The organism is Enterobacter sp. UPMP2060 (assembly GCF_053709655.1).
Window position 1 is genome coordinate 71,227 of record NZ_JBSKJQ010000004.1, and the last position, 24,131, is coordinate 95,357.

General features: G+C 55.7%; 17 protein-coding genes. 10 read left to right on the forward strand and 7 right to left on the reverse strand.

Going from position 1 to position 24,131, the window contains the following annotated elements:
• The first annotated feature begins 167 nt into the window (after nt 1-167).
• Nucleotides 168-2,558, forward strand: a complete 2,391-nt coding sequence (locus ACWKXN_RS11160; RefSeq protein WP_033144652.1) for a glucose/quinate/shikimate family membrane-bound PQQ-dependent dehydrogenase — start codon at nt 168-170, stop codon at nt 2,556-2,558.
• Nucleotides 2,559-2,664: 106 nt separating this feature from the next.
• On the opposite strand, the gene cueO is transcribed toward ACWKXN_RS11160, so the two are convergent.
• Nucleotides 2,665-4,233: a multicopper oxidase CueO gene (gene cueO / locus ACWKXN_RS11165; protein WP_454543788.1), complete on the reverse strand. Its 1,569-nt coding sequence runs from the start codon at nt 4,231-4,233 to the stop codon at nt 2,665-2,667.
• Nucleotides 4,234-4,378: 145 nt separating this feature from the next.
• Between cueO and ACWKXN_RS11170 the strand changes: the two genes are divergently transcribed.
• The 3 genes from ACWKXN_RS11170 (at nt 4,379) to speD (ending at nt 6,506) form a co-directional block, all read left to right on the forward strand.
• Complete coding sequence (locus ACWKXN_RS11170; protein WP_014882582.1) at nt 4,379-4,726, forward strand: YacC family pilotin-like protein; 348 nt, start codon at nt 4,379-4,381, stop codon at nt 4,724-4,726.
• A 115-nt stretch (nt 4,727-4,841) separates the two neighbouring features.
• Complete coding sequence (gene speE / locus ACWKXN_RS11175; protein ID WP_023310424.1) at nt 4,842-5,711, forward strand: polyamine aminopropyltransferase; 870 nt, start codon at nt 4,842-4,844, stop codon at nt 5,709-5,711.
• On the forward strand, nt 5,712-6,506 hold the full coding sequence (gene speD, locus ACWKXN_RS11180; protein WP_454543789.1) for an adenosylmethionine decarboxylase: 795 nt from the start codon (nt 5,712-5,714) through the stop codon (nt 6,504-6,506). It begins immediately after the preceding gene.
• A 31-nt stretch (nt 6,507-6,537) separates the two neighbouring features.
• Here the strand turns inward: speD and yacL are convergent, their stop codons facing one another.
• Together yacL and acnB are read right to left on the reverse strand one after the other, a co-directional pair.
• Nucleotides 6,538-6,900 carry a protein YacL gene (gene yacL, locus ACWKXN_RS11185; RefSeq protein ID WP_039260781.1) on the reverse strand — a complete coding sequence of 121 codons (363 nt, stop codon included), beginning with the start codon at nt 6,898-6,900 and terminating at the stop codon, nt 6,538-6,540.
• A 190-nt stretch (nt 6,901-7,090) separates the two neighbouring features.
• Entirely contained in the window at nt 7,091-9,688 is a 2,598-nt protein-coding gene (gene acnB, locus ACWKXN_RS11190; RefSeq protein WP_454543790.1) for a bifunctional aconitate hydratase 2/2-methylisocitrate dehydratase, read from the reverse strand.
• 399 nt (nt 9,689-10,087) lie between these two features.
• Between acnB and ACWKXN_RS11195 the strand changes: the two genes are divergently transcribed.
• Entirely contained in the window at nt 10,088-11,644 is a 1,557-nt protein-coding gene (locus tag ACWKXN_RS11195) for a DUF3300 domain-containing protein (protein ID WP_454543791.1), read from the forward strand.
• A 10-nt stretch (nt 11,645-11,654) separates the two neighbouring features.
• Nucleotides 11,655-12,446 (forward strand): DUF2950 family protein, encoded by a 792-nt coding sequence (locus ACWKXN_RS11200; protein WP_454543848.1) that lies wholly within the window; start codon nt 11,655-11,657, stop codon nt 12,444-12,446.
• Between the two features lie 53 nt (nt 12,447-12,499).
• Here ACWKXN_RS11200 and lpdA read toward each other — a convergent pair whose 3' ends face one another.
• From lpdA to pdhR, 4 genes are all read right to left on the reverse strand, one after another.
• Nucleotides 12,500-13,924, reverse strand: a complete 1,425-nt coding sequence (lpdA, locus tag ACWKXN_RS11205; protein WP_003856313.1) for a dihydrolipoyl dehydrogenase — start codon at nt 13,922-13,924, stop codon at nt 12,500-12,502.
• Nucleotides 13,925-14,099: 175 nt separating this feature from the next.
• A complete protein-coding gene (gene aceF / locus ACWKXN_RS11210) occupies nt 14,100-15,995 on the reverse strand; it encodes a pyruvate dehydrogenase complex dihydrolipoyllysine-residue acetyltransferase (RefSeq protein WP_039260787.1) in 1,896 nt (631 codons plus the stop codon).
• Between the two features lie 14 nt (nt 15,996-16,009).
• The gene (gene aceE / locus ACWKXN_RS11215) at nt 16,010-18,673 is read right to left on the reverse strand and encodes a pyruvate dehydrogenase (acetyl-transferring), homodimeric type (protein WP_023310418.1); all 2,664 of its coding nucleotides are present in this window, start codon (nt 18,671-18,673) and stop codon (nt 16,010-16,012) included.
• Nucleotides 18,674-18,917: 244 nt separating this feature from the next.
• Complete coding sequence (gene pdhR, locus ACWKXN_RS11220; RefSeq protein WP_008501960.1) at nt 18,918-19,682, reverse strand: pyruvate dehydrogenase complex transcriptional repressor PdhR; 765 nt, start codon at nt 19,680-19,682, stop codon at nt 18,918-18,920.
• 263 nt (nt 19,683-19,945) lie between these two features.
• Here pdhR and ACWKXN_RS11225 point away from each other — a divergent pair, with 263 nt between their 5' ends.
• From ACWKXN_RS11225 to ACWKXN_RS11240, 4 genes are all read left to right on the forward strand, one after another.
• Nucleotides 19,946-20,173: a hypothetical protein gene (locus tag ACWKXN_RS11225; protein WP_080934400.1), complete on the forward strand. Its 228-nt coding sequence runs from the start codon at nt 19,946-19,948 to the stop codon at nt 20,171-20,173.
• Between the two features lie 46 nt (nt 20,174-20,219).
• Nucleotides 20,220-21,590 (forward strand): aromatic amino acid transporter AroP, encoded by a 1,371-nt coding sequence (aroP, locus tag ACWKXN_RS11230; RefSeq protein WP_029739677.1) that lies wholly within the window; start codon nt 20,220-20,222, stop codon nt 21,588-21,590.
• Nucleotides 21,591-21,754: 164 nt separating this feature from the next.
• Nucleotides 21,755-23,152, forward strand: coding sequence for a glycoside-pentoside-hexuronide (GPH):cation symporter (locus ACWKXN_RS11235; RefSeq protein WP_168980563.1), 1,398 nt, complete (start codon nt 21,755-21,757; stop codon nt 23,150-23,152).
• Nucleotides 23,153-23,162: 10 nt separating this feature from the next.
• Nucleotides 23,163-24,113 (forward strand): glycoside hydrolase family 43 protein, encoded by a 951-nt coding sequence (locus ACWKXN_RS11240; RefSeq protein WP_454543792.1) that lies wholly within the window; start codon nt 23,163-23,165, stop codon nt 24,111-24,113.
• Nucleotides 24,114-24,131 lie beyond the last annotated feature (18 nt).

A 24,131-nucleotide genomic window follows, 5' to 3' on the forward strand; every position in this document is an offset into this window, starting at 1 on the left:
ATGAGTTAATATCCAGCACTGATACGCAAGCCAGCCATTATATCAGCAAATGGATAAGCCTGGCGTATGAGTTATAAAAAGCAAATATTGTGATTCCGATCACACTTGTTAATACCTATAATTAGTTGCTAGCAAATTATTAACAAAAACTGACGAGTACACTTTCTATGGCTGAAACAAACTCTAAACAGCCGCGTCTACTGGTGACATTAACAGCCGCATTCGCAGCCTTCTGCGCGCTGTATCTGTTAATCGGTGGCGTCTGGCTGGTCGCTTTAGGCGGCTCCTGGTACTACCCGATTGCGGGTCTGGTTATGGTTGGCGTAACCGTCCTGCTGTTGCGTAGAAAACAATCTGCACTGTGGCTGTATGCCGCCCTCCTCCTTGCCACCATGATCTGGGGCGTCTGGGAAGTTGGTTTTGACTTCTGGGCACTGACGCCGCGCAGCGACATCCTGGTCTTCTTCGGTATCTGGCTGATCCTGCCGTTCGTCTGGCGTCGCCTGATTGTGCCGTCCAGCGGTGCGGTGGCGGGCCTGGTTGTTGCCCTGCTGATTACCGGCGGCATTCTGACCTGGGCCGGCTTTAATGACCCGCAGGAGATCAACGGTACGCTGAACGCAGAATCCACGCCTGCTGCGGCTATCTCGCAGGTCGCTGACGGCGACTGGCCAGCGTATGGTCGTAACCAGGAAGGTCAACGTTACTCCCCGCTGAAGCAGATCAACGCGGACAACGTCAAAAACCTGAAGGAAGCCTGGGTATTCCGTACCGGCGACCTGAAGATGCCGAACGATCCGGGTGAACTGACCAACGAAGTCACGCCGATTAAAGTCGGCAATATGCTCTACCTGTGTACGGCGCACCAGCGTCTGTTCGCGCTCGACGCGGCCACCGGTAAAGAGAAATGGCACTTCGATCCGCAGCTGAATTCCAACCCGTCCTTCCAGCACGTCACCTGCCGCGGCGTCTCTTACCACGAAGCGCGCGCCGATAATGCGAGCCCGGAAGTCATTGCTGACTGTCCTCGCCGCATCATGCTGCCGGTGAACGATGGCCGTCTGTTCGCCATCAATGCCGAAACGGGCAAGCTGTGTGAAACCTTTGCCAACAAAGGTATCCTGAACCTGCAGACCAACATGCCGGACACCACGCCGGGTCTGTATGAGCCAACCTCACCGCCAATCATCACCGATAAAACCATCGTGATTGCCGGTTCGGTAACGGATAACTTCTCCACGCGTGAAACCTCCGGCGTAATCCGTGGTTTCGACGTGAACACCGGTAAACTGCTGTGGGCCTTCGACCCGGGCGCGAAAGATCCCAACGCGATTCCGTCGGACGAGCACACCTTTACCTTTAACTCGCCAAACTCCTGGGCACCCGCGGCGTATGACGCGAAGCTGGACCTGGTCTATCTGCCAATGGGTGTGACCACGCCAGATATCTGGGGCGGTAACCGCACGCCGGAGCAGGAGCGTTATGCGAGCGCTATCGTGGCGCTGAATGCGACCACCGGTAAGCTGGCATGGAGCTACCAGACCGTTCACCACGATCTGTGGGATATGGATATGCCGTCCCAGCCGACGCTGGCGGACATTACCGTTGATGGAAAAACCGTTCCGGTGATTTACGCTCCGGCCAAGACGGGCAACATCTTCGTGCTGGATCGCAGCAACGGTAAGCTGGTTGTGCCTGCACCGGAAAAACCGGTTCCGCAGGGCGCGGCGAAAGGCGATTACGTCAGCAAAACCCAGCCGTTCTCTGACCTGAGCTTCCGTCCGAAGAAAGACCTCAGCGGTGCAGACATGTGGGGTGCCACCATGTTTGACCAGCTGGTGTGCCGCGTGATGTTCCACCAGCTGCGCTATGAGGGCATCTTCACGCCGCCGTCTGAGCAGGGCACGCTGGTCTTCCCGGGTAACCTGGGGATGTTCGAGTGGGGCGGGATCTCCGTTGACCCTAACCGTCAGGTGGCGATTGCCAACCCGATGGCGCTGCCGTTCGTTTCCCGCCTGATCCCACGCGGTCCGGGCAACCCAATGGAGCAGCCGAAAGACGCGAAAGGCAGCGGTACCGAAGCCGGCATTCAGCCGCAGTACGGCGTGCCGTTTGGCGTGACGCTGAACCCGTTCCTGTCGCCGTTTGGTCTGCCGTGTAAACAGCCTGCCTGGGGTTATATCTCCGGTCTGGATCTGAAGACTAACCAGATCGTATGGAAAAAACGTATTGGTACGCCACAGGACAGCATGCCGTTCCCGATGCCTGTTCCGGTGCCGTTCAATATGGGTATGCCAATGCTGGGTGGCCCAATTTCCACCGCCGGTAACGTGCTGTTCATCGCGGCAACCGCAGATAACTACCTGCGCGCGTACAACATGACCAACGGTGAAAAACTGTGGCAGGGCCGTCTGCCGGCGGGTGGACAGGCCACGCCGATGACCTATGAAGTGAATGGCAAGCAGTACGTTGTCATCTCAGCGGGTGGTCACGGTTCGTTTGGCACGAAGATGGGCGACTATATCGTCGCGTATGCGTTGCCTGACGAAGGCAAATAAAAGCAAAACGGCAACTTCGGTTGCCGTTTTTGTGTTTGTTCCCTCTCCCTGTGGGAGAGGGTCAGGGTGAGGGCATCAGGCCGCACCTGCGACCACCCGGATTTTTTTATACCGTGAACCCCAGCATCATCCCCGTATCCTCATGCTCCAGCAGGTGGCAGTGCGCCATATAGGCAAACTCCTTCGGCGCGTCGTGGTCAAACTTCACAAGGACCTCGCTGACGCCGCCCTCCACTCTAACCGTATCTTTCCAGCCCGCGCGATGCGCATCCGGCGCTTTGCCGTTCTCTGTGAGAATGCGGAACTGGGTGCCGTGGATATGGAACGGGTGCAGCATCATGTCCCCTTCGCCTGAAATCACCCAGCGCTCAAGCTGACCCTTTGTCGCAGCAAACATCGGCGTGTTCATGTCGAACGCTTTGCCGTTGATCATGTTGGCGTTGTGGAAATCAAAGCCATGGTCGCCGTGATTCATATTCCCCATGCCGCCCATTTTGCCGTGGTCCATATTCATGTGGCCCATCATCTGGCCGTGCTGCATCCCCGCCATCGCCTTATCGCCATATTTCGCCATCAGCGCCTGCATGCCCATCATATCGAGCATCGGGTTCATGGAGAGCTGCAGCTTGCGCTGCGTAAGCCCCTCCAGCGACGGGAGGGCTGGCAGGGTGGTTAACGTATCAGGCAGCGTGCCGGATGCGGCCACCAGCAGCGGCTGAATACGCAGCACCGGATGCGGATTATCAAACGGTGCGACCGCCATCCCCATCTGGCTCACCGGCAGGGTTACGAGGTCAAACGGCTTGCCGTCGCTGATATCCACCAGCACCTCAAAGCGTTCGCCCATGAGCATCGGCAGCTCGCTCACCTTCACCGGCTCCGGCAGCAGCCCGCCGTCGCTGGCGACCACATACAGCGGGCGTTTATCGCTGGCGGCGAAATTCAGCGAGCGCGCGTTACAGCCGTTGAGCAGGCGCAGGCGCAGCCAGCCTTTCGGCGCGGCGTGCTGAGGGTAAATGGCGCCGTTGGTCAGCAGCGTGTCGCCAAACCAGCCTACCGCCGCGCTCATCACGTCCAGCTGATAGTCAATTTGCCCGTCAGCGTTGAATTTCTTGTCCTGCACAATCACCGGTACATCGTCGATGCCCCACTGTTTCGGCAGGCGCAGCAGGCGGCTTTCGTCGTCTTCAATCAGCACCAGCCCCGCCAGCCCCATCGCCACCTGATGGCCCGTTTTGCCATGCTGATGCGGATGGAACCAGCAGGTCGCCGCGCGCTGATCGGGCGTAAAAGTGACGCTGCGCGTACCGCCCGCTTTGATGATGCCCTGCGGCCCGCCGTCCACCTCGCCCGGCACTTCCAGCCCGTGCCAGTGCAGCGTCGTCTCTTCGGCGAGCGTGTTGCGGATATCCACCGTCACCGTTTTCCCTTTACGTAGCTGAAGCGCCGGACCGAGCAAATTGCCGTTATAACCCCACGTCGTGGCGTGGTGCTCGCCGAACGTCGTTTTACCGGCCTGAACCACAAGCTGGATACGGCTGCGGGCGTCAGCGGTCACTAAGTCAGGGATGGGTAAGGCAGGCCTGTCGGCCGCGAAAACCGCGCGGCTCCAGAGTGGTAATGCGCTGGCAGCCCCCAGCACAGCGGAATATTTTAAAAAATCACGACGTTGCATGTTCATTTCCTTATTTCCAGCAGGCGATCTTTTGAGCATAAACCCTCCCCTTACCGGAAGGTCAAGTAAAGCGGCAATAATAAAGATCGTCGCACCGGCATCAAGTATGCTAACGTTAATTTTCCGTGAAGAAGTGGTAGAAGCAATGAAGACGTTTTTCAGGACAATTTTGTTCGGAAGCCTGATGGCAATGTGTGCGAACAGCTATGCGCTAAGTGAAAATGAAGCGGAAGATATGGCCGATTTAACGGCGGTTTTTGTATTCCTGAAAAATGATTGTGGCTACCAGAATTTACCCAACGGGCAGATTCGCCGCGCGCTGGTCTTTTTTGCCCAGCAAAACCAGTGGGATCTCAGCAACTACGACAGCTTCGACATGAAGGCGCTCGGCGAAGACAGCTACCGTGACCTAAGCGGTATTGGTATTCCCACTGCCAAAAAATGCAAAGCGCTGGCTCGCGACTCACTCAGCCTGCTCGCCTACGTCAAATAACCTTCCCGACGCCCCCTGTTGAACCTATAGCCGTGCAACCACGGTTATAGTTAGCTATCATGTTTCGCTCATTTTTTGTGAGCGTAACGGATGTTAACAAAGGAGGAGTCCGCGTATGGCCGACCACACGTTGTGGCATGAAACACTGCATGACCAGTTTGGTCAGTACTTTGCCGTTGATAACGTGCTCTATCATGAGAAAACCGATCACCAGGATCTCATCATCTTCGAAAACGCCGCCTTTGGCCGCGTGATGGCGCTGGACGGCGTCGTGCAAACGACCGAGCGCGACGAGTTTATCTATCACGAAATGATGACCCACGTTCCGCTGCTGGCGCACGGTCACGCGAAGCATGTCCTGATTATCGGCGGCGGCGACGGCGCAATGCTGCGTGAAGTGTCCCGCCATCGTTCCATTGAAACCATCACCATGGTGGAAATCGATGCGGGCGTCGTCTCTTTCTGCCGCCAGTATCTGCCCAACCACAATGCCGGTAGCTATGACGATCCGCGCTTTAGCCTGGTGATTGACGACGGCGTTAACTTTGTTAACCAGACCTCGCAGACCTTTGACGTCATTATCTCCGACTGCACCGACCCAATCGGCCCCGGCGCGTCGCTGTTTACCTCCTCCTTCTACGAAGGCTGCAAGCGCTGCCTGAACCCGGGCGGGATCTTCGTCGCACAAAATGGCGTCTGCTTCCTGCAGCAGGATGAAGCGCTCGACAGCCATCGTAAGCTCAGCACCTATTTCGATGACGTCAGCTTCTATCAGGCGGCCATTCCGACGTACTACGGCGGGATCATGACCTTTGCCTGGGCGACCGATAACGACGTATTACGCCATCTCTCCACCGAAATTATTCAGGCCCGCTTCCATCAGGCCGGTCTTCAGTGCCGATACTACAATCCGGCTATCCATACCGCAGCGTTTGCTCTGCCGCAGTACCTGCAAGACGCATTATCCACTAAGGGGGTGAGCTAATTGAAAAAGCTTAAACTGCATGGCTTTAACAACCTGACGAAAAGCCTGAGTTTTTGTATTTACGATATCTGCTATGCCAAAACAGCGAAAGAACGCGATGGTTACATCGCCTATATCGACGAACTCTACAACGCCAACCGTCTGACCGAGATCCTGTCAGAAACCTGTTCCATTATCGGCGCAAACATCCTGAACATCGCCCGACAGGATTATGAACCTCAGGGCGCCAGCGTGACTATTCTGGTCAGCGAAGAGCCGGTCGACCCGAAGCTTATCGACAAAACTGAACATCCGGGCCCGCTGCCGGAAGTGGTCGTGGCCCACCTGGATAAAAGCCATATCTGCGTGCACACCTACCCGGAGAGTCACCCGGAAGGCGGGCTGTGCACGTTCCGCGCCGATATTGAAGTGTCGACCTGCGGCGTGATTTCACCGCTGAACGCGCTGAACTATTTAATCCACCAGCTGGAATCGGACATCGTCACCATTGACTATCGCGTGCGTGGTTTTACCCGCGATATCAACGGCATGAAGCATTTCATCGACCACGAGATTAACTCCATCCAGAACTTTATGTCCGAGGACATGAAATCGCTGTACGACATGATGGACGTGAACGTGTATCAGGAAAATATCTTCCATACCAAGATGTTACTTAAGGAATTCGACCTTAAGCACTATATGTTCCACACGAAGCCGGAAGATTTGAGCGAAGAAGAGCGTAAGGCGATTACTGACCTGCTCTGGAAAGAGATGCGCGAGATTTACTACGGCCGCAATATTCCGGCCGTGTAAGAGCAAGCCGGAGCAGGGATGCTCCGGGCTGTTATTTCTGTTTCATAAAGTCGCGGTAGGCATTTACCACCTGAAGGAAGTCCTCTACGCCGCACATCGACAGGCTTTCTTCGTCATAGTAGCTCATCCCCTCTTCCATCTCGTCACCTGAAAACTCGAGCTGGTTGGCACGCACCATGACCTCTTCACCGTCCATCCACAGCGTATATTCATGCCCGGCGCACTGCCAGGATCGTTCACTGCCTTTCACCGTATTTGCCGCCTGTTCAACCTCATCAAGAAGTGCGAGATTTTCTTTCACCTCTTCGTTAAACCAGTGTCCAACGGCTTCGTGGCCCATCGACATACGCACTTTCACCACTCCGGTGATGTCGCGCAGAAATTCGTAATCCATAGTGTTTTCCTCTGCAAAGCCATTACGGTAATTATCGCAGCAGCGAGGAAGAAAAAAAGCGGGAGAGGTGGGAGGAATGAAAATAAAAAGGTGAGAGCAAGACCCTGCGGCCTGATGCCCTCACCCCGTCCCTCTCCCACGGGAGAGGGTGCAAACACTAAAAACCGTCTCATGGAGACGGTTTTGCTGTTTATACCGCCGTCTGGAAGATAACCCCGTCGGCCTTCTCGGTGTACTGAGAAAGCTGGTCGAAGTTCAGATAGCGATAGGTATCCACCGCGGTCTTATCCACCTGAGCCACAAAGGTCTGGTACTCTTCCGGCGTTGGCAGTTTGCCAATCAGCGCCGCAACCGCCGCCAGCTCCGCAGAGGCCAGGAAGACGTTCGCACCGGTACCTAAACGGTTCGGGAAGTTACGGGTAGAGGTGGAAACCACCGTCGCACCGTCGGCTACGCGCGCCTGGTTGCCCATACACAGGGAACAGCCAGGGATTTCGATACGCGCCCCGCTCTTACCAAACACGCTGTAGTAGCCCTCTTCGGTCAGCTGAGCCGCGTCCATACGGGTTGGCGGCGCTACCCACAGACGGGTTGGCAGCTGGCCTTTGTGGGTATCCAGCAGCTTACCGGCAGCACGGAAGTGACCGATGTTGGTCATACAGGATCCGATGAACACTTCGTCGATCTTCTCGCCCTGAACCTCAGACAGCGGACGCGCGTCGTCAGGATCGTTCGGCGCACACAGGATTGGCTCTTTGATATCCGCCAGATCGATGTCGATCACCGCCGCGTACTCTGTGTCAGCATCGGCTTCCAGCAGCTGCGGATCGGCCAGCCATTTTTCCATGCCCTGGATACGACGCTCCAGCGTACGACGGTCGCCGTAGCCTTCTGCAATCATCCACTTCAGCAGCACGATGTTGGAGGTCAGATACTCGATAATCGGCTCTTTGTTCAGCTTGATGGTACAGCCAGCCGCAGAGCGCTCGGCGGAAGCATCAGTCAGCTCGAACGCCTGCTCCACTTTCAGATCCGGCAGACCTTCAATTTCCAGAATGCGGCCAGAGAAGATGTTTTTCTTCCCTTTCTTCTCAACGGTCAGCAGACCCTGTTTAATCGCATACAGCGGGATCGCGTGAACCAGGTCGCGCAGGGTAATACCCGGCTGCATTTTACCTTTGAAGCGCACCAGCACCGATTCCGGCATATCCAGCGGCATCACGCCAGTCGCAGCAGCAAACGCCACCAGACCGGAGCCCGCCGGGAAGGAGATACCGATTGGGAAACGGGTATGGGAGTCACCGCCGGTACCGACGGTATCCGGCAGCAGCATGCGGTTCAGCCAGGAGTGGATTACGCCGTCACCCGGACGCAGGGAAACGCCGCCGCGGTTCATGATGAAGTCTGGCAGCGTGTGGTGCGTGGTCACGTCAACCGGCTTCGGATAGGCCGCCGTGTGGCAGAAAGACTGCATCACCAGATCAGAAGAGAAGCCCAGGCACGCCAGGTCTTTCAGTTCGTCACGGGTCATTGGGCCAGTGGTGTCCTGAGAGCCCACGGAGGTCATCTTAGGCTCGCAGTACGCGCCAGGACGAATACCGGCTACGCCGCACGCGCGGCCCACCATTTTCTGCGCCAGCGAATAACCGCGGTTGCTTTCAGCAACGTCTTTCGCCTGACGGAAAACGTCAGAGTGCGGCAGACCCAGCGCTTCACGCGCTTTGGTAGTCAGACCACGACCAATGATCAGCGGGATACGGCCACCGGCACGCACTTCGTCGATCAGCACGTCGGTTTTCAGCTCGAAGCTTGCCAGCAGCTCGTTGGTCTCGTGGTTGCGCACTTCGCCTTTGTACGGGTAAACGTCAATCACGTCGCCCATGTTCAGGTTAGAAACGTCCACTTCGATCGGCAGGGCGCCCGCATCTTCCATGGTGTTGAAGAAGATTGGCGCAATTTTGCCGCCGAGGCACAGGCCGCCGCCGCGCTTGTTCGGCACGTGCGGAATGTCGTCGCCCATGAACCACAGCACGGAGTTGGTTGCGGACTTACGGGAAGAACCGGTACCCACAACGTCACCCACATAGGCCAGCGGGAACCCTTTTTTCTGCAGGGCTTCGATCTGTTTGATCGGGCCGACGCTGCCCGGCTGATCCGGCTCAATACCTTCACGGGCGTTTTTCAGCATCGCCAGGGCGTGCAGAGGGATATCCGGGCGAGACCACGCGTCCGGTGCCGGAGAGAGGTCATCGGTGTTGGTTTCACCGGTCACTTTAAAGACGGTAACGGTGATTTTTTCAGCCAGCGCTGGGCGGTTCAGGAACCATTCGGCATCAGCCCAGGACTGCATCACCTGCTTCGCATAGACGTTGCCTGCTTTGGCTTTTTCTTCCACATCGTAGAAGTTATCAAACATCAGCAGCGTGGAAGAGAGCGCTTTAGCGGCAATCGGTGCCAGCTTGTCGTTATCCAGCGCGTCAATCAGCGGATGAATGTTGTAACCACCCTGCATGGTGCCGAGCAGTTCAATGGCTTTTTCAGGAGTAACCAGTGGGGAGGTGGCTTCGCCTTTGGCGATAGCAGCAAGGAATCCGGCTTTTACGTAGGCAGCTTCATCTACGCCAGGCGGTACGCGGTTGATCAGCAGATCTAACAGGAATTCTTCTTCGCCCTTAGGCGGGTTCTTCAGCAGCTCGACGAGCGCGGCCATTTGGGTTGCATCTAAAGGTTTGGGTACAATTCCCTCGGCGGCACGTTCTGCTACGTGCTTACGGTATTCTTCTAGCACGACGGTTCTCCTCGCTCTCATTGTCATATGCGGCGGGCGTTCTCTTCACGCTCCTGTGAGACAGCAGTTTGTAGGGTAAATGCCCGATACCGCGTCGGGCAGCATAGCAGGATTTCTGCACAGTGTTAATCCGTTTACAAAAAAGCAACATTAAAAAATTTGCTGAATCGTTAAGCATGGTGTAGCGGGGATTCAGGGCATCTTTTTGCGGTATCTTCTGCACCGTGACGCTTCAGTTTTTTCTTCATCAGATATAATTGTGTAATAAATACTCACACTCTTTATCCGGACGTACCGGACGCTTCCCAATAAAAGTCAAAACAGTAAAAGACGGGTGAATAATACTCACGCCAACCGTAACGCCTCACGGCACAGCGCTTGTCTCGTTGGAGTCATTTTATGAAGTTGCCCTTTAAGCCACATCTGCTCGTCCTTCTGTGCAGTGCCGGGCTGTTTGCCGCCTCGGGCGTCATGTTTGTCAAAGGCCGCGCCACGGAGCCCGCCGCGCCGGCCCCCGTCGCACAACAACCGGCTGCACCTGCGCCTGCCGCAGCCCAGCCCGCACCTGTTGTCGCGCCAGCCTACACTGCCGCGCAAATCGATCAATGGGTTGCTCCCATCGCGCTCTACCCGGATGCCCTGCTGTCGCAAATTTTAATGGCGTCGACCTATCCGGCCAACGTGATCCAGGCGGCGCAGTGGTCCAAAGACAACCCTAAAATGGAAGGGGACGCCGCGATTCAGGCCGTTGCCAGCCAGCCCTGGGATCCCAGCGTAAAATCGCTGGTCGCGTTTCCTCAGCTTATGTCCCTGATGGGCGAAAACCCGCCGTGGGTACAAAATCTGGGTGATGCGTTTCTCGCGCAGCCGAAGGACGTGATGGATTCCGTTCAGCGCCTGCGCGCGCTGGCGCAGAAGACCGGCGCTTTACAATCCACGCCTCAGCAGACGGTCACCACCGTGACAAAACCGGCGCCAGCGAAAACCAGCACCGCCGAGGCAACGACAACCACGACGTCCGCGCCCGCCCCAACGGTAATCAAAATTGAATCTGCCGATCCGCAGGTTGTTTACGTCCCGACCTATAACTCCAATACGGTTTACGGGACCTGGCCAAACGCCGCCTATCCGCCCACCTATCTTCCGCCTACACCCGGGGAGCAGTTTGGCAACAGCTTCGTAAACGGTTTAGGCTTCAGCCTGGGCGTCGCCACAACCTATGCCATCTTCAGCAACATCGACTGGGATGATGACGATGACTGGGATCATCACCATGGCGACTGGGATAATCACGGCGGCTATAACCGCAACGGCGATAACAATATCAATATCAACGTTGAGAACTTCAATAAAATCAGCGGACAGCGTCTGACGGACGCCAACCGCACCTGGCAGCACAACCCGGCCTATCGGGAAGGCGTGCCCTATCCGACTAACCAGCTCAACACTCGCTTCCACTCCACCAACGCGGCGACAGGGCTCAGCTCAACGCAGCAAAAACCGGTTAACCGCGATAGCCAGCGTCAGGCCGCGCTAAGCCAGATGGAGAAATCCACGGGTAAAACCTTCCCCCAAACGGCGCGCACCGGAACGAAAGACGTGCAGCGTCAGGCCTCAGGCGAACAGCTGAAGCAGATTTCGCAGCGCAATAACTACCGCGGCTACGACACCAAACCGCAGACGGCGAAGCGGAGCACCGCGCCGCAGCGAGAAAATCGCCAGACCACCGCGCAGAGACAAGAGAAGCGGGTTTCGCAGCCCGCGCAGCAACGCACGCTCCAGCAGCGAAGCAGCCAGCCCCGGGCCAATGCGCTGAGCGGTAACGACAGCCGCTCGGCGAACTGGCAGGCGCAGCAGCAGCGCGGTGCGCAAAGCAGACAGCTCGCTGCGCGCCAGCAGCAGCCACGTCAGGCGTCTGGTGGACGTGCTGAACGCCGTGAAATTCGACATCGCTAAGGGAACCGACATGAAAAGTAAACTACTCAGCGGAATGGTGTTGTTCATGCTTTCGGCCCCGGTGATGGCGCAGCAGTCCTTTAGCACGCCCGATCGGGCAACCGATGCGCTGACCAAAGCCATCAGTGAGCAAAATGAGAGCGCGATGACCAACCTGCTTGGAGAGAACTGGCGCGATTTTCTGCCCCCCGAAGGCGTTGATCCGGATGCTGTCGATCGCTTCCTGCGCGACTGGAACGTCCGTCATACCACGGTTGTCGAAGGAGATACGGCACACCTGGTTGTCGGAGACAGCGGCTGGCAGCTTCCCATCCCGGTGATCAAAACCTCTGCAGGTTGGCAGTTCGACATCAAAGAAGGCGCTGAAGAGATCCTGACCCGTGAAATCGGGCGTAATGAGCTCGCCGCCATTGAAGCCTTGCATGCCTATGTTGATGCGCAGCAAAGCTATTTTGCGATGAACCAGAAATACGCGCAGAAGATTGTCAGCTCGAAAGGCAAAAAAGACGGTTTGTACTGGCCTGCCTCGCCCGGCGAAGCGCCCAGCCCGCTCGGCCCGGCATTTAGCCCGAAAGAGCCAGGTACCGGCTATCACGGCTATCGCTTCCGCATCCTGCCGGACAATCACGGTTTCGCGATGGTGGCCTGGCCGGTCAGCTATGGTCAGACGGGCGTCATGAGCTTTGTGATAAACCAGGACGACAAGGTGTATCAGTCCGATCTCGGCAGCGATTCAGAGCAGAAAGCCCGGGCGCTAGCCGCCTATAACCCTGATAAAACCTGGCAGCCTGTGGCCCCCTGAACGCAGCGCATAAAAAAAGCGGCCATTGGCCGCTTTTTTTCATCTGAAGAAACTTATTTCTTCTTCGCTTTCGCGTTTGGCAGGTCGGTGATGCTGCCTTCAAACACTTCTGCCGCCAGGCCAACGGACTCGTGCAGAGTCGGGTGAGCGTGGATGGTCAGCGCGATGTCTTCAGCGTCACAGCCCATTTCGATAGCCAGACCGATTTCACCCAGCAGCTCGCCGCCGTTGGTACCGACAATCGCACCACCGATGACGCGGTGAGTCTCTTTGTCGAAGATCAGTTTGGTCATACCGTCTGCGCAGTCGGAAGCGATAGCACGGCCAGAAGCAGCCCACGGGAAGGTGGCGGTTTCGTAGCTGATGCCTTTCTCTTTCGCTTCTTTCTCAGTCAGACCGACCCAGGCAACTTCTGGCTCGGTGTAAGCAATCGATGGGATGACTTTCGGATCGAAGTAGTGCTTCATGCCGGCGATAACTTCAGCGGCAACGTGACCTTCGTGAACACCTTTGTGCGCCAGCATTGGCTGACCGACGATATCGCCGATAGCAAAGATGTGCGGCACGTTAGTGCGCAGCTGCTTGTCAACGCGGATAAAGCCACGGTCGTCCACTTCCACGCCAGCTTTGCCCGCGTCGAGGTTTTTACCGTTCGGCACACGGCCGATAGCCACCAGCACGGCGTCGTAACGCTGTGGTTCGGATGGGGCTTTTTTGCCTTCCATGGAAACGTAAATACCGTCTTCTTTCGCTTCAACGGCAGTCACTTTGGTTTCCAGCATCAGGTTGAATTTCTTGCTGATGCGTTTGGTGAAGACTTTAACGATGTCTTTGTCGGCAGCCGGGATAACCTGGTCGAACATTTCAACCACGTCGATCTCTGAACCCAGCGCATGGTACACGGTACCCATTTCCAGACCGATGATACCGCCGCCCATGACCAGCAGACGCTTAGGAACGGTTTTCAGCTCCAGCGCATCGGTGGAATCCCACACGCGTGGATCTTCATGCGGAATGAATGGCAGTTCGATTGGGCGAGAGCCTGCCGCGATGATCGCGTTGTCGAAGTTGATCACGGTTTTGCCGTTTTCACCTTCCACTTCCAGGGTGTTCGCACCGGTGAATTTACCCAGACCGTTTACCACTTTCACTTTACGGCCTTTGGCCATACCCGCCAGACCGCCGGTCAGCTGAGTGATAACTTTCTCTTTCCAGGTACGAATTTTGTCGATATCGGTTTTCGGCTCGCCGAAGACGATACCGTGTTCAGCCAGCGCTTTGGCTTCTTCGATAACTTTCGCTACGTGCAGCAGCGCTTTAGAAGGGATACAGCCGACGTTCAGACAAACACCGCCGAGGGTGCTGTAACGTTCTACGATGACGGTTTCCAGACCTAAATCCGCTGCACGGAATGCTGCGGAGTAACCTGCCGGGCCTGCCCCAAGTACTACGACCTGAGTTTTGATTTCTGTGCTCATCATGACCTCTTAATTTATACCCGTCGTCCACCGGGTCGTTCTATCCGCCCGCAGTTTACAAAATTGTTAACAATTTTGAAACAACAAACGGCTCACGAATTGTCGCTTTCGCCAATAACCTCACAAACACCATGAGATTATCAGAAAAAAGCCGGCCGACTGGCCGGCTTTTCGATTACATCACCAGGCGGCGAATGTCGCTCAGCATGTTGTTGATGATGGTGATGAAGCGCGCACCATCAGCACCGTCGATCACGCGGTGGTCGAAGGACAGAGAGATTGGCATCATCAGACGCGGCACGAACTCTTTGCCGTTCCACACCGGCTCCATCGCGGACTTGGACACACCGAGGATAGCCACTTCCGGCGCGTTAACGATCGGCGCGAAGTGGGTGGTACCCAGGCCGCCGATGCTGGAGATAGTGAAGCAGCCGCCCTGCATTTCGCCGGCAGTCAGCTTACCATCACGCGCTTTCTTGGAGATCACGGTCAGTTCACGGGACAGCTCAGTGATGCTCTTCTTGTTCACGTCTTTGAAGACCGGAACAACCAGACCATTTGGCGTATCAACCGCAACACCGATGTTGATGTATTTCTTCAGCGTCAGCTTCTGGCCGTCTTCGGACAGGGAGCTGTTGAAGCGTGGCATCTGCTCAAGGGCAGCGGCAACGGCTTTCATGATGAAGACCACTGGGGTGAATTTCACGTCCAGTTTGCGCTTCTCAGCTTCAGCGTTCTGCTGTTTACGGAACGCTTCCAGATCGGTGATATCGGTTTTGTCGAAGTGCGTAACGTGCGGGATCATCACCCAGTTACGGCTCAGGTTAGCACCAGAGATTTTCTGGATACGGCCCAGCTCCACTTCTTCGATTTCGCCGAACTTGCTGAAGTCCACTTTCGGCCATGGCAGCATGCCCGGGATACCGCCGCCAGCGGCTGCAGCTGGTGCAGCTTCGGCGCGTTTCACCGCGTCTTTCACGTAGGTCTGAACGTCTTCGCGCAGGATACGACCCTTACGGCCGGTCCCTTTCACTTTCGCCAGGTTCACACCGAACTCGCGCGCCAGGCGACGAATCAGCGGGGTAGCGTGGACGTAAGCGTCGTTTTCAGCGAACTCTGATTTTTCTGCTTTAGCAGCAGGGGCAGCGGCGGGTTTAGCAGCCTGAGCCGGTGCAGCAGCCGGTGCTGGAGCAGCCGCGGCAGCCGGAGCTGCGGCAGGCGCAGCGCCTTCCACTTCGAAGACCATGATCAGAGAGCCGGTAGACACTTTGTCGCCGGTGCTGATCTTAATCTCTTTAACGGTACCCGCGAACGGCGCTGGCACTTCCATAGAAGCTTTGTCGCCTTCAACGGTGATCAGTGACTGTTCAGCGGCAACTTTGTCGCCCACTTTCACCATCACTTCGGTCACTTCAACTTCGTCACCGCCGATGTCCGGTACGTTAACGTCTTTCGCGCCGCCAGCAGCTGCTGGTGCAGCAGCCGGAGCCGGAGCAGCGGCCTGCGCTGGCGCTGCAGCAGGTGCAGCACCCGCCACTTCGAAGACCATGATCAGGGAGCCGGTAGACACTTTATCGCCGGTGTTGATCTTGATTTCTTTAACGGTACCCGCGAACGGAGCCGGCACTTCCATAGAGGCTTTGTCGCCTTCTACGGTGATCAGTGACTGCTCAGCCGCAACGGTGTCGCCCACTTTCACCAGGATTTCAGTGACTTCAACTTCGTCACCGCCGATGTCAGGCACGTTCACTTCTTTCGCGCTCGCGGCAGCTGCTGGAGCAGCGGCGGCCGGAGCGGCTTTCTTCTCTTCCTGCGCAGGTGCAGCAGCTGCTGCACCGTCGGCGGAATCGAAAATCATGATCAGTTTGCCGGTCTCGGTTTTATCGCCAACAGAGACTTTGATCTCTTTAACGATGCCAGCCTGAGGAGACGGGACTTCCATAGAGGCTTTGTCGCCTTCTACGGTGATCAGCGACTGTTCAGCTTCAACTTTGTCGCCTACTTTGACCAGGATCTCGGTGATTTCAACTTCATCAGCCCCGATGTCCGGTACATTGATTTCGATAGCCATTATTCTTTTACCTCTTACGCCAGACGCGGGTTAACTTTTTCTGCATCGATGTTGAATTTGGTGATTGCGTCCGCAACCACTTTCTTATCGATTTCGCCACGTTTAGCCAGTTCGCCCAGTGCTGCTACAACCACGTAAGAAGCATCAACTTCGAAGTGGTGACGCAGGTTTTCGCGGCTGTCAGAACGACCGAAGCCGTCAGTACCCAGAACGCGATAATCATCAGCTGGAACGTAAGTACGAACCTGCTCAGCGAACAGTTTCATATAGTCAGTCGACGCCACCGCTGGCGCGTCGTTCATCACCTGAGCGATGTACGGAACGCGTGGAGTTTCCAGTGGGTGCAGCATGTTCCAGCGCTCACAATCCTGGCCATCACGCGCCAGTTCAGTGAAGGAGGTCACAGAGTACACGTCGGAACCCACGCCATAGTCTTTCGCCAGGATCTGCGCAGCTTCACGTACGTGACGCAGGATAGAGCCGGAGCCCAGCAGCTGAACTTTACCTTTGCTACCTTCGATGGTTTCGAGTTTGTAGATACCTTTACGGATACCTTCCTCGGCACCTGCTGGCATTGCCGGCATGTGGTAGTTTTCGTTCAGGGTGGTGATGTAGTAGTAAATGTTCTCTTGCGCTTCACCGTACATGCGCTGCAGACCGTCATGCATGATGACTGCCACTTCGTATGCGTAAGACGGATCGTAAGAGATACAGTTAGGGATAGTCAGAGACTGAATGTGGCTGTGGCCATCTTCGTGCTGCAGACCTTCACCGTTCAGAGTCGTACGACCGGAGGTACCGCCTACCAGGAAGCCGCGAGCCTGCTGGTCGCCTGCCTGCCAGCACAGGTCACCGATACGCTGGAACCCGAACATGGAGTAGTAAATGTAGAACGGGATCATCGGCAGGTTGTTGGTGCTGTAAGAGGTCGCAGCAGCCAGCCAGGATGCGCCTGCGCCCAGCTCGTTGATACCTTCCTGCAGGATCTGACCTTTCTCGTCTTCTTTGTAGTATGCAACCTGCTCACGGTCCTGCGGGGTGTACTGCTGGCCGTTCGGGCTGTAGATACCGATCTGACGGAACAGACCTTCCATACCGAAAGTACGCGCTTCGTCGGCGATGATTGGAACCAGACGATCTTTGATCGACTTGTTCTTCAGCATCACGTTCAGGGCACGAACGAAAGCGATAGTGGTGGAGATCTCTTTGTTCTGCTCTTCCAGCAGCTGAGAGAAGTCTTCCAGCGCTGGCAGTTCCAGCTTCTCGGTGAAGTTAGGCTGACGAGCTGGCAGGTAGCCTTTCAGCGCCTGACGACGTTCGTGCAGGTACTTGTGCTCTTCAGAACCTTCCGGGAAGGTGATGTAAGACAGGTTTTCTACCTGCTCATCGGTCACTGGAACGTTGAAACGGTCGCGGATATAACGCACGCCGTCCATGTTCATTTTCTTAACCTGGTGAGCGATGTTTTTACCTTCTGCGGTATCACCCATGCCGTAACCTTTGATGGTATGGGCCAGGATTACAGTCGCTTTACCTTTGGTTTCGCGCGCTTTTTTCAGTGCAGCGTAGACTTTCTTCGGATCGTGACCACCGCGGTTCAGAGCCCAGATCTGCTCATCAGTCCAGTCTGCAACCAGTGCTGCGGTTTCAGGGTATTTGCCGAAGAAGTGCTCACGAACGTAGGCACCGTCTTTGGATTTGAAGGTCTGGTAGTCACCGTCAACGGTTTCGTTCATCAGCTGGATCAGCTTACCGCTGGTGTCTTTACGCAGCAGTTCATCCCAACGACCGCCCCACATGACTTTGATCACGTTCCAGCCAGCACCTGCGAAGATGCCTTCCAGTTCGTTGATGATCTTGCCGTTACCGGTTACCGGACCATCCAGACGCTGCAGGTTACAGTTGATGATGAAGCACAGGTTGTCCAGCTTCTCACGGGTTGCGATGGTGATCGCACCTTTGGATTCTGGCTCATCCATTTCGCCGTCGCCCAGGAAGGCGTAAACGGTCTGCTCAGAGGTGTCTTTCAGACCACGGTGTTCCAGGTATTTCAGGAATTTAGCCTGATAGATCGCACCGATTGGGCCCAGACCCATAGATACGGTCGGGAACTGCCAGAATTCAGGCATCAGTTTAGGGTGCGGGTAAGAAGACAGACCTTTACCGTGAACTTCCTGACGGAAGTTGTTCATCTGCTCTTCAGTCAGACGACCTTCCAGGAATGCACGTGCATAGATGCCCGGAGAGATGTGGCCCTGGAAGTACACCAGATCGCCGCCGTCTTTCTCGTTCGCTGCACGGAAGAAGTGGTTGAAGCACACTTCGTAAACGGTTGCAGAAGACTGGAAGGACGCCATGTGGCCACCCAGTTCCAGGTCTTTCTTGGATGCGCGCAGAACGGTCATGATGGCGTTCCAGCGGATTGCAGAACGGATACGACGTTCCAGATCCAGATTGCCCGGGTATTCCGGTTCGTCTTCGACGGCAATCGTGTTTACGTAGTTGCTAGCCCCTGCACCTGAAGCAACCTTCACACCGCCTTTGCGGGCTTCAGAAAGCAGCTGATCAATCAGATACTGAGCGCGCTCAACACCTTCTTCACGGATGACCGATTCGATCGCCTGTAGCCAGTCGCGAGTTTCGATCGGATCCACGTCATTTTGGAGACGTTCTGACATGGGGGTATTCCTTATCTATCTAATACGTTGATTTGTCTGGAACCTGTCCCATTGTGCTCTTTGTTCTTAATATTTCGGGTTATCTCTTTGTTGGCTGCGCTTTCTCACCCCGGTCACATAGTTCGCTATGCTCCCGGGGATTCGCGCGCTTGCCGCCGCGATATAACCCGAACTATTTGAACAACCAAAAGCACAATAAGACAGGTTCTGCGTTTAGTTGCCGCGCTCTAAAAGTACCTGGCGCTTAATCCTTTCGTTGCTGTATGCGGCGTAATGAACGTTCGCGACGCGATTGTTCACGGCTGCGGTCCAGCAAGATTTCCTCAATGAAAGCCAGATGTCGGTGCGACGCTTCGCGCGCCTGCTCCGGTTCCCCGGCCATTATCGCCTCGAATACTCGGGTGCGATGGTTGCTTACCAGTGGGAGCATGTCCCGACGGGCATACAACAATTCAAAATTCTGACGAACGTTCTGGGCCAGCATGGGCTCCATGCAGCGTAGCAGATGGAGGAGCACCACGTTGTGGGCCGCTTCGGTGACGGCGATTTGATACTGGACGACGGCGCTGGACTCGGCGTCTAAATCGCCGGACTGCTGTGCCCGTTCAATGGCCTGATGCAGTTCGCGGATACGCACGCGATCTTCATCAGTGCTCCGAAGGGCGGCATAATAGGCCGCAATACCTTCAAGCGCGTGACGGGTCTCAAGCAGGTCAAACTGGGATTCTGGGTGGTCAGAGAGAAGTTCTACCAGCGGATCGCTGAAGCTCTGCCACAGGCTGTTTTGCACAAAGGTTCCGCCGCCCTGGCGACGAAGCAGCAAGCCCTTTGCTTCGAGACGTTGAATCGCCTCACGCAGAGAGGGACGTGAAACGTCGAACTGTTTTGCCAGCTCGCGTTCTGGCGGAAGTTTCTCACCCGGGCGCAGAGTCCCTTCGAGGATTAAAAACTCCAGCTGCTGCTCAATCACATCAGATAGTTTTGGTTGGCGAATTTTGCTGTAGGCCATATTCCCTGTCTTACGCCTTTTTGCCCGGAGTCAATTGGTCTTACCAATTTCTATTTCGTATCGCTAAAGTAACAAAGTATTCACCTTCTGTCCATATTGGTTTTGATTGAAATCAGTAAACCCTGCACATTTTAACAACCTTACAGAAATAACGTTTCAGAAATGTAACTTTGCACAAATGAGTTGATTACTCCTTAAGAGGGAGATTTAACCATAATGAAACGAGGGTTTTTGCAATCTGAAGCGATTCAACAAGGCAAATAATGAAAATTCGCCCACTTACGGAGCATTTCTATTCTATAGGTTGGGTTAGGAAGAATGAGCGGGCCGATTTACAAATGCTTTCTTTTTATTCAAGTCGTCATCACCCCTTCATAAAGCAGGTGCATTCGCAGGCGCTTACCACTATTCTTGCGCTTACGGAAGTCATGTCCGCTTTTTTCGGTCTCGTTAACCGTAAAGAAATAAATACAGAATATGGATTTTCATAATTACACACGCACAGCGTGAACATAACAACCACACACGAGGTTTCAAATGGAAGCTCAACAGCACGGCGATCAGCTAAAGCGCGGGCTTAAAAACCGCCATATACAGCTCATCGCACTGGGCGGTGCGATTGGTACTGGCCTGTTTCTGGGCAGCGCATCCGTTATCCAGTCAGCCGGTCCCGGCATTATTTTGGGTTACGCGATTGCCGGCTTTATTGCCTTTCTGATTATGCGCCAGCTGGGTGAAATGGTCGTTGAAGAGCCGGTCGCAGGCTCCTTCAGCCACTTTGCCTATAAATACTGGGGCAGCTTTGCCGGTTTCGCCTCGGGCTGGAACTACTGGGTGCTGTACGTTCTGGTTGCCATGGCCGAGCTTACCGCCGTCGGGAAATACATTCAGTTCTGGTATCCCGAGATCCCAACCTGGGCCTCCGCAGCGGCTTTCTTCGTCATTATTAACGCCATTAACCTGACCAACGTAAAAGTGTTCGGTGAGATGGAGTTCTGGTTCGCTATCATCAAGGTCATTGCCGTTGTGGCGATGATTATCTTTGGCGGCTGGCTGCTGTTCAGCGGCAACGGCGGCCCGCAGGCAACCGTGCGCAACCTCTGGGAACAGGGCGGCTTCCTGCCTCACGGCATGACGGGCCTCGTGATGATGATGGCCATCATCATGTTCTCCTTCGGCGGACTCGAGCTGGTGGGCATCACCGCCGCTGAAGCCGACAACCCGGAGCAAAGCATTCCAAAAGCCACTAACCAGGTTATCTACCGCATTCTGATCTTCTATGTGGGCTCGCTGGCCGTGCTGCTCTCCCTGCTGCCGTGGACGCGCGTGACCGCCGACACCAGCCCGTTTGTGCTGATCTTCCACGAGCTGGGCGATACCTTTGTAGCAAACGCACTCAACGTGGTTGTTCTGACAGCAGCGCTCTCCGTTTACAACAGCTGCGTATACTGCAACAGCCGCATGCTGTTCGGCCTGGCCCAGCAGGGCAACGCGCCTAAAGCGCTGCTCAACGTCGATAAACGCGGCGTGCCGGTAAACACAATTCTGGTTTCGGCGGTTGTGACCGCGCTGTGCGTGCTCATTAACTATATGGCACCGGAATCGGCGTTTGGCCTGCTGATGGCACTGGTGGTCTCTGCCCTGGTCATCAACTGGGCGATGATCAGCCTGGCGCACATGAAGTTTCGCCGCGCCAAGCAGCAGCAGGGCGTCACCACCCGCTTCCCTGCCCTGCTCTATCCGCTGGGCAACTGGGTGTGCCTGGTGTTCATGGCGGCCGTGCTGGTGATCATGCTGATCACGCCGGGTATGGCGATTTCCGTCTACCTGATCCCGGTCTGGATTGCGATCCTTGGCGTGGGCTATCTCTTCAGCCAGAAAAGCCGTAATGCCATGAAAGCACACTAAGCCTCTCTCCGCGGCGCCTGCTTTTGCGGGTGCCGCGCGTTGTTATCTCCCTCACACTTTCACGCCCACAGCGCATTTATCCATATCACCGCCCTGATACTGCAACGCATATATTCCTTTGCCAGCAAATAATTCTCTCCATACCGTAAACCGGAGAGCTGTCGATGGATAACAACACACTGTCAGTAAAAGAAAAGATCGGCTATGGGATGGGAGACGCGGGATGCAACATCATCTTCGGCGCCATCATGCTGTTTGTTAACTATTTTTATACGGATATTTTTGGCCTCGCCCCTGCGCTGGTTGGCGTGCTGCTGCTTTCCGTACGGGTGATTGACGCCGTAACGGACCCGATCATGGGCGCGATTGCTGACCGTACCCGCAGCAAATATGGTCGGTTTCGTCCATGGCTGCTGTGGATCGCTTTCCCCTACGCGCTGTTCAGCATTCTGATGTTCACCACGCCGGAGTGGAGCTATAACAGCAAAGTTATCTATGCGTTTGTCACCTACTTCCTGCTCTCTTTAACCTATACGGCCATCAACATTCCCTACTGCTCGCTGGGCGGGGTGATCACCAACGATCCAAAGGAGCGCGTGGCCTGCCAGTCGTATCGCTTCGTGCTGGTCGGCATCGCCACGCTGCTGCTCTCATTAACGCTGCTGCCGATGGCCGACTGGTTTGGCGGGGATAACAAAGCCAAAGGCTATCAGATGGCGATGACCGTTCTGGCGCTGATTGGAACCTGCATGTTCCTGTTCTGCTTCGCCACCGTGCGCGAGCGCGTGCGCCCGGCGGTACAGACCAACGACGAGCTGAAAAACGATCTGAAAGACGTGTGGAAGAACGACCAGTGGGTACGTATTCTGCTCCTGACCCTGTGCAACGTCTGCCCGGGCTTTATTCGCATGGCGGCCACCATGTATTACGTCACCTGGGTGATGGGCCAGAGCACCCATTTCGCCACGCTGTTTATCAGCCTGGGCGTGGTCGGCATGATGCTCGGCAGCGTGCTGGCAAAAGTGCTGACCGACCGCTGGTGCAAGCTCAAGGTCTTCTTCTGGACCAATATCGTTCTGGCGATTTTCTCAACCGCCTTTTATTTCTTCGACCCGAAAGCCACCGCCACCATCGTGGTGCTCTACTTCCTGCTGAACATCCTGCACCAGATCCCGTCTCCGCTGCACTGGTCGCTGATGGCCGACGTGGACGACTACGGCGAGTGGAAGACCGGTAAGCGCATCACCGGGATCAGCTTCTCCGGCAACATCTTCTTCCTGAAGCTGGGGCTGGCGATTGCCGGGGCGATGGTCGGCTTCCTGCTCTCCTGGTACGGCTATGACGCGGGCGCAAAAGCGCAGAGCGCGGACGCCATTAATGGGATCGTGCTGCTCTTTACCGTCATTCCCGGCATTGGATACTTAGTTACCGCTGGCGTAGTGCGCCTGCTGAAAGTGGACCGCGAAACCATGAAGCAGATCCAGTCCGATCTGGAAAAGCGTCGCAATAACTACCGCGAGCTGAATGATTATCAGGAACTCAAAGTCGCTGAGACGAAATAAGGAAAGCCAAATGCAAACCTGGCCAAACCCGTTTATTGAACAACGCGCCGATCCGTACATTTTACGACATGAGGGGCAGTACTACTTTATCGCCTCCGTGCCGGAGTACGACAGGCTGGCGATCCGCCGCGCAGAGTCTCTGGAAGGCTTACGTAATGCCGAAGAAGTGGTGGTCTGGCGCAAACCCAACACCGGCCCGATGAGCCAGCTGATCTGGGCGCCGGAACTGCACCACATCAACGGGAAGTGGTACATCTATTTTGCTGCAACGCACACCCAGGCGCTCGACGCGCTCGGAATGTTCCAGCACCGTATGTTCGCCATTGAATGTGCCGACGGCGATCCGCTCACCGGAACGTGGGTGGAGAAAGGGCAAATCAAAACGCCTTTCGATACCTTCGCTCTGGACGCCACCACCTTTGTTCATCAGGGGAAACGCTGGTATCTGTGGGCGCAAAAAGCGCCGGACATCACCGGTAACTCCAATCTTTATCTGTGTGAAATGGAGACCCCGTGGACGCTGAAAGGCGAGCCGGTGATGCTCAGCAAGCCGGAGTATGACTGGGAGCGTCGCGGATTTTGGGTTAACGAAGGCCCGGCGGTACTGGTTCACGGCGATAAGCTGTTTATCAGCTATTCCGCCAGCGCTACCGACGAGAACTACTGCATGGGTCTACTGTGGATAGACCTGAATGCCGATCCGCAAAACCCGGCAAACTGGCACAAATCCCCCCATCCGGTGTTCGTTACCAGCTACGAAAATCGTCAGTACGGCCCGGGCCACAACAGTTTTACGCAAACGCCGGAAGGGGAAGATGTGCTGGTGTATCACGCGCGGAATTACACCGAAATTGAGGGCGACCCGCTGTACGATCCGAATCGCCATACCCGACTGAAGCTTGTCCGCTGGAATGAAAGCGGGATGCCTGATTTCGGCATCCCGCCCGCGGATACGCTTTAGCCTTTGCGGCGCGCTGGC

Bases quoted from the DNA above. Each gene is read 5' to 3' on its own strand.
- yacL (WP_039260781.1), bottom strand. From the start codon at position 6,900: ATGGATTACGAATTTCTGCGCGACATCACCGGAGTGGTGAAAGTGCGT.
- cueO (WP_454543788.1), bottom strand. From the start codon at position 4,233: ATGCAACGTCGTGATTTTTTAAAATATTCCGCTGTGCTGGGGGCTGCC.
- ACWKXN_RS11200 (WP_454543848.1), top strand. From the start codon at position 11,655: ATGAAAAGTAAACTACTCAGCGGAATGGTGTTGTTCATGCTTTCGGCC.
- ACWKXN_RS11235 (WP_168980563.1), top strand. From the start codon at position 21,755: ATGGATAACAACACACTGTCAGTAAAAGAAAAGATCGGCTATGGGATG.
- ACWKXN_RS11170 (WP_014882582.1), top strand. From the start codon at position 4,379: ATGAAGACGTTTTTCAGGACAATTTTGTTCGGAAGCCTGATGGCAATG.
- speE (WP_023310424.1), top strand. From the start codon at position 4,842: ATGGCCGACCACACGTTGTGGCATGAAACACTGCATGACCAGTTTGGT.
- aceF (WP_039260787.1), bottom strand. From the start codon at position 15,995: ATGGCTATCGAAATCAATGTACCGGACATCGGGGCTGATGAAGTTGAA.
- ACWKXN_RS11195 (WP_454543791.1), top strand. From the start codon at position 10,088: ATGAAGTTGCCCTTTAAGCCACATCTGCTCGTCCTTCTGTGCAGTGCC.
- aroP (WP_029739677.1), top strand. From the start codon at position 20,220: ATGGAAGCTCAACAGCACGGCGATCAGCTAAAGCGCGGGCTTAAAAAC.
- ACWKXN_RS11225 (WP_080934400.1), top strand. From the start codon at position 19,946: ATGAAAATTCGCCCACTTACGGAGCATTTCTATTCTATAGGTTGGGTT.
- pdhR (WP_008501960.1), bottom strand. From the start codon at position 19,682: ATGGCCTACAGCAAAATTCGCCAACCAAAACTATCTGATGTGATTGAG.
- ACWKXN_RS11160 (WP_033144652.1), top strand. From the start codon at position 168: ATGGCTGAAACAAACTCTAAACAGCCGCGTCTACTGGTGACATTAACA.
- lpdA (WP_003856313.1), bottom strand. From the start codon at position 13,924: ATGAGCACAGAAATCAAAACTCAGGTCGTAGTACTTGGGGCAGGCCCG.
- ACWKXN_RS11240 (WP_454543792.1), top strand. From the start codon at position 23,163: ATGCAAACCTGGCCAAACCCGTTTATTGAACAACGCGCCGATCCGTAC.
- aceE (WP_023310418.1), bottom strand. From the start codon at position 18,673: ATGTCAGAACGTCTCCAAAATGACGTGGATCCGATCGAAACTCGCGAC.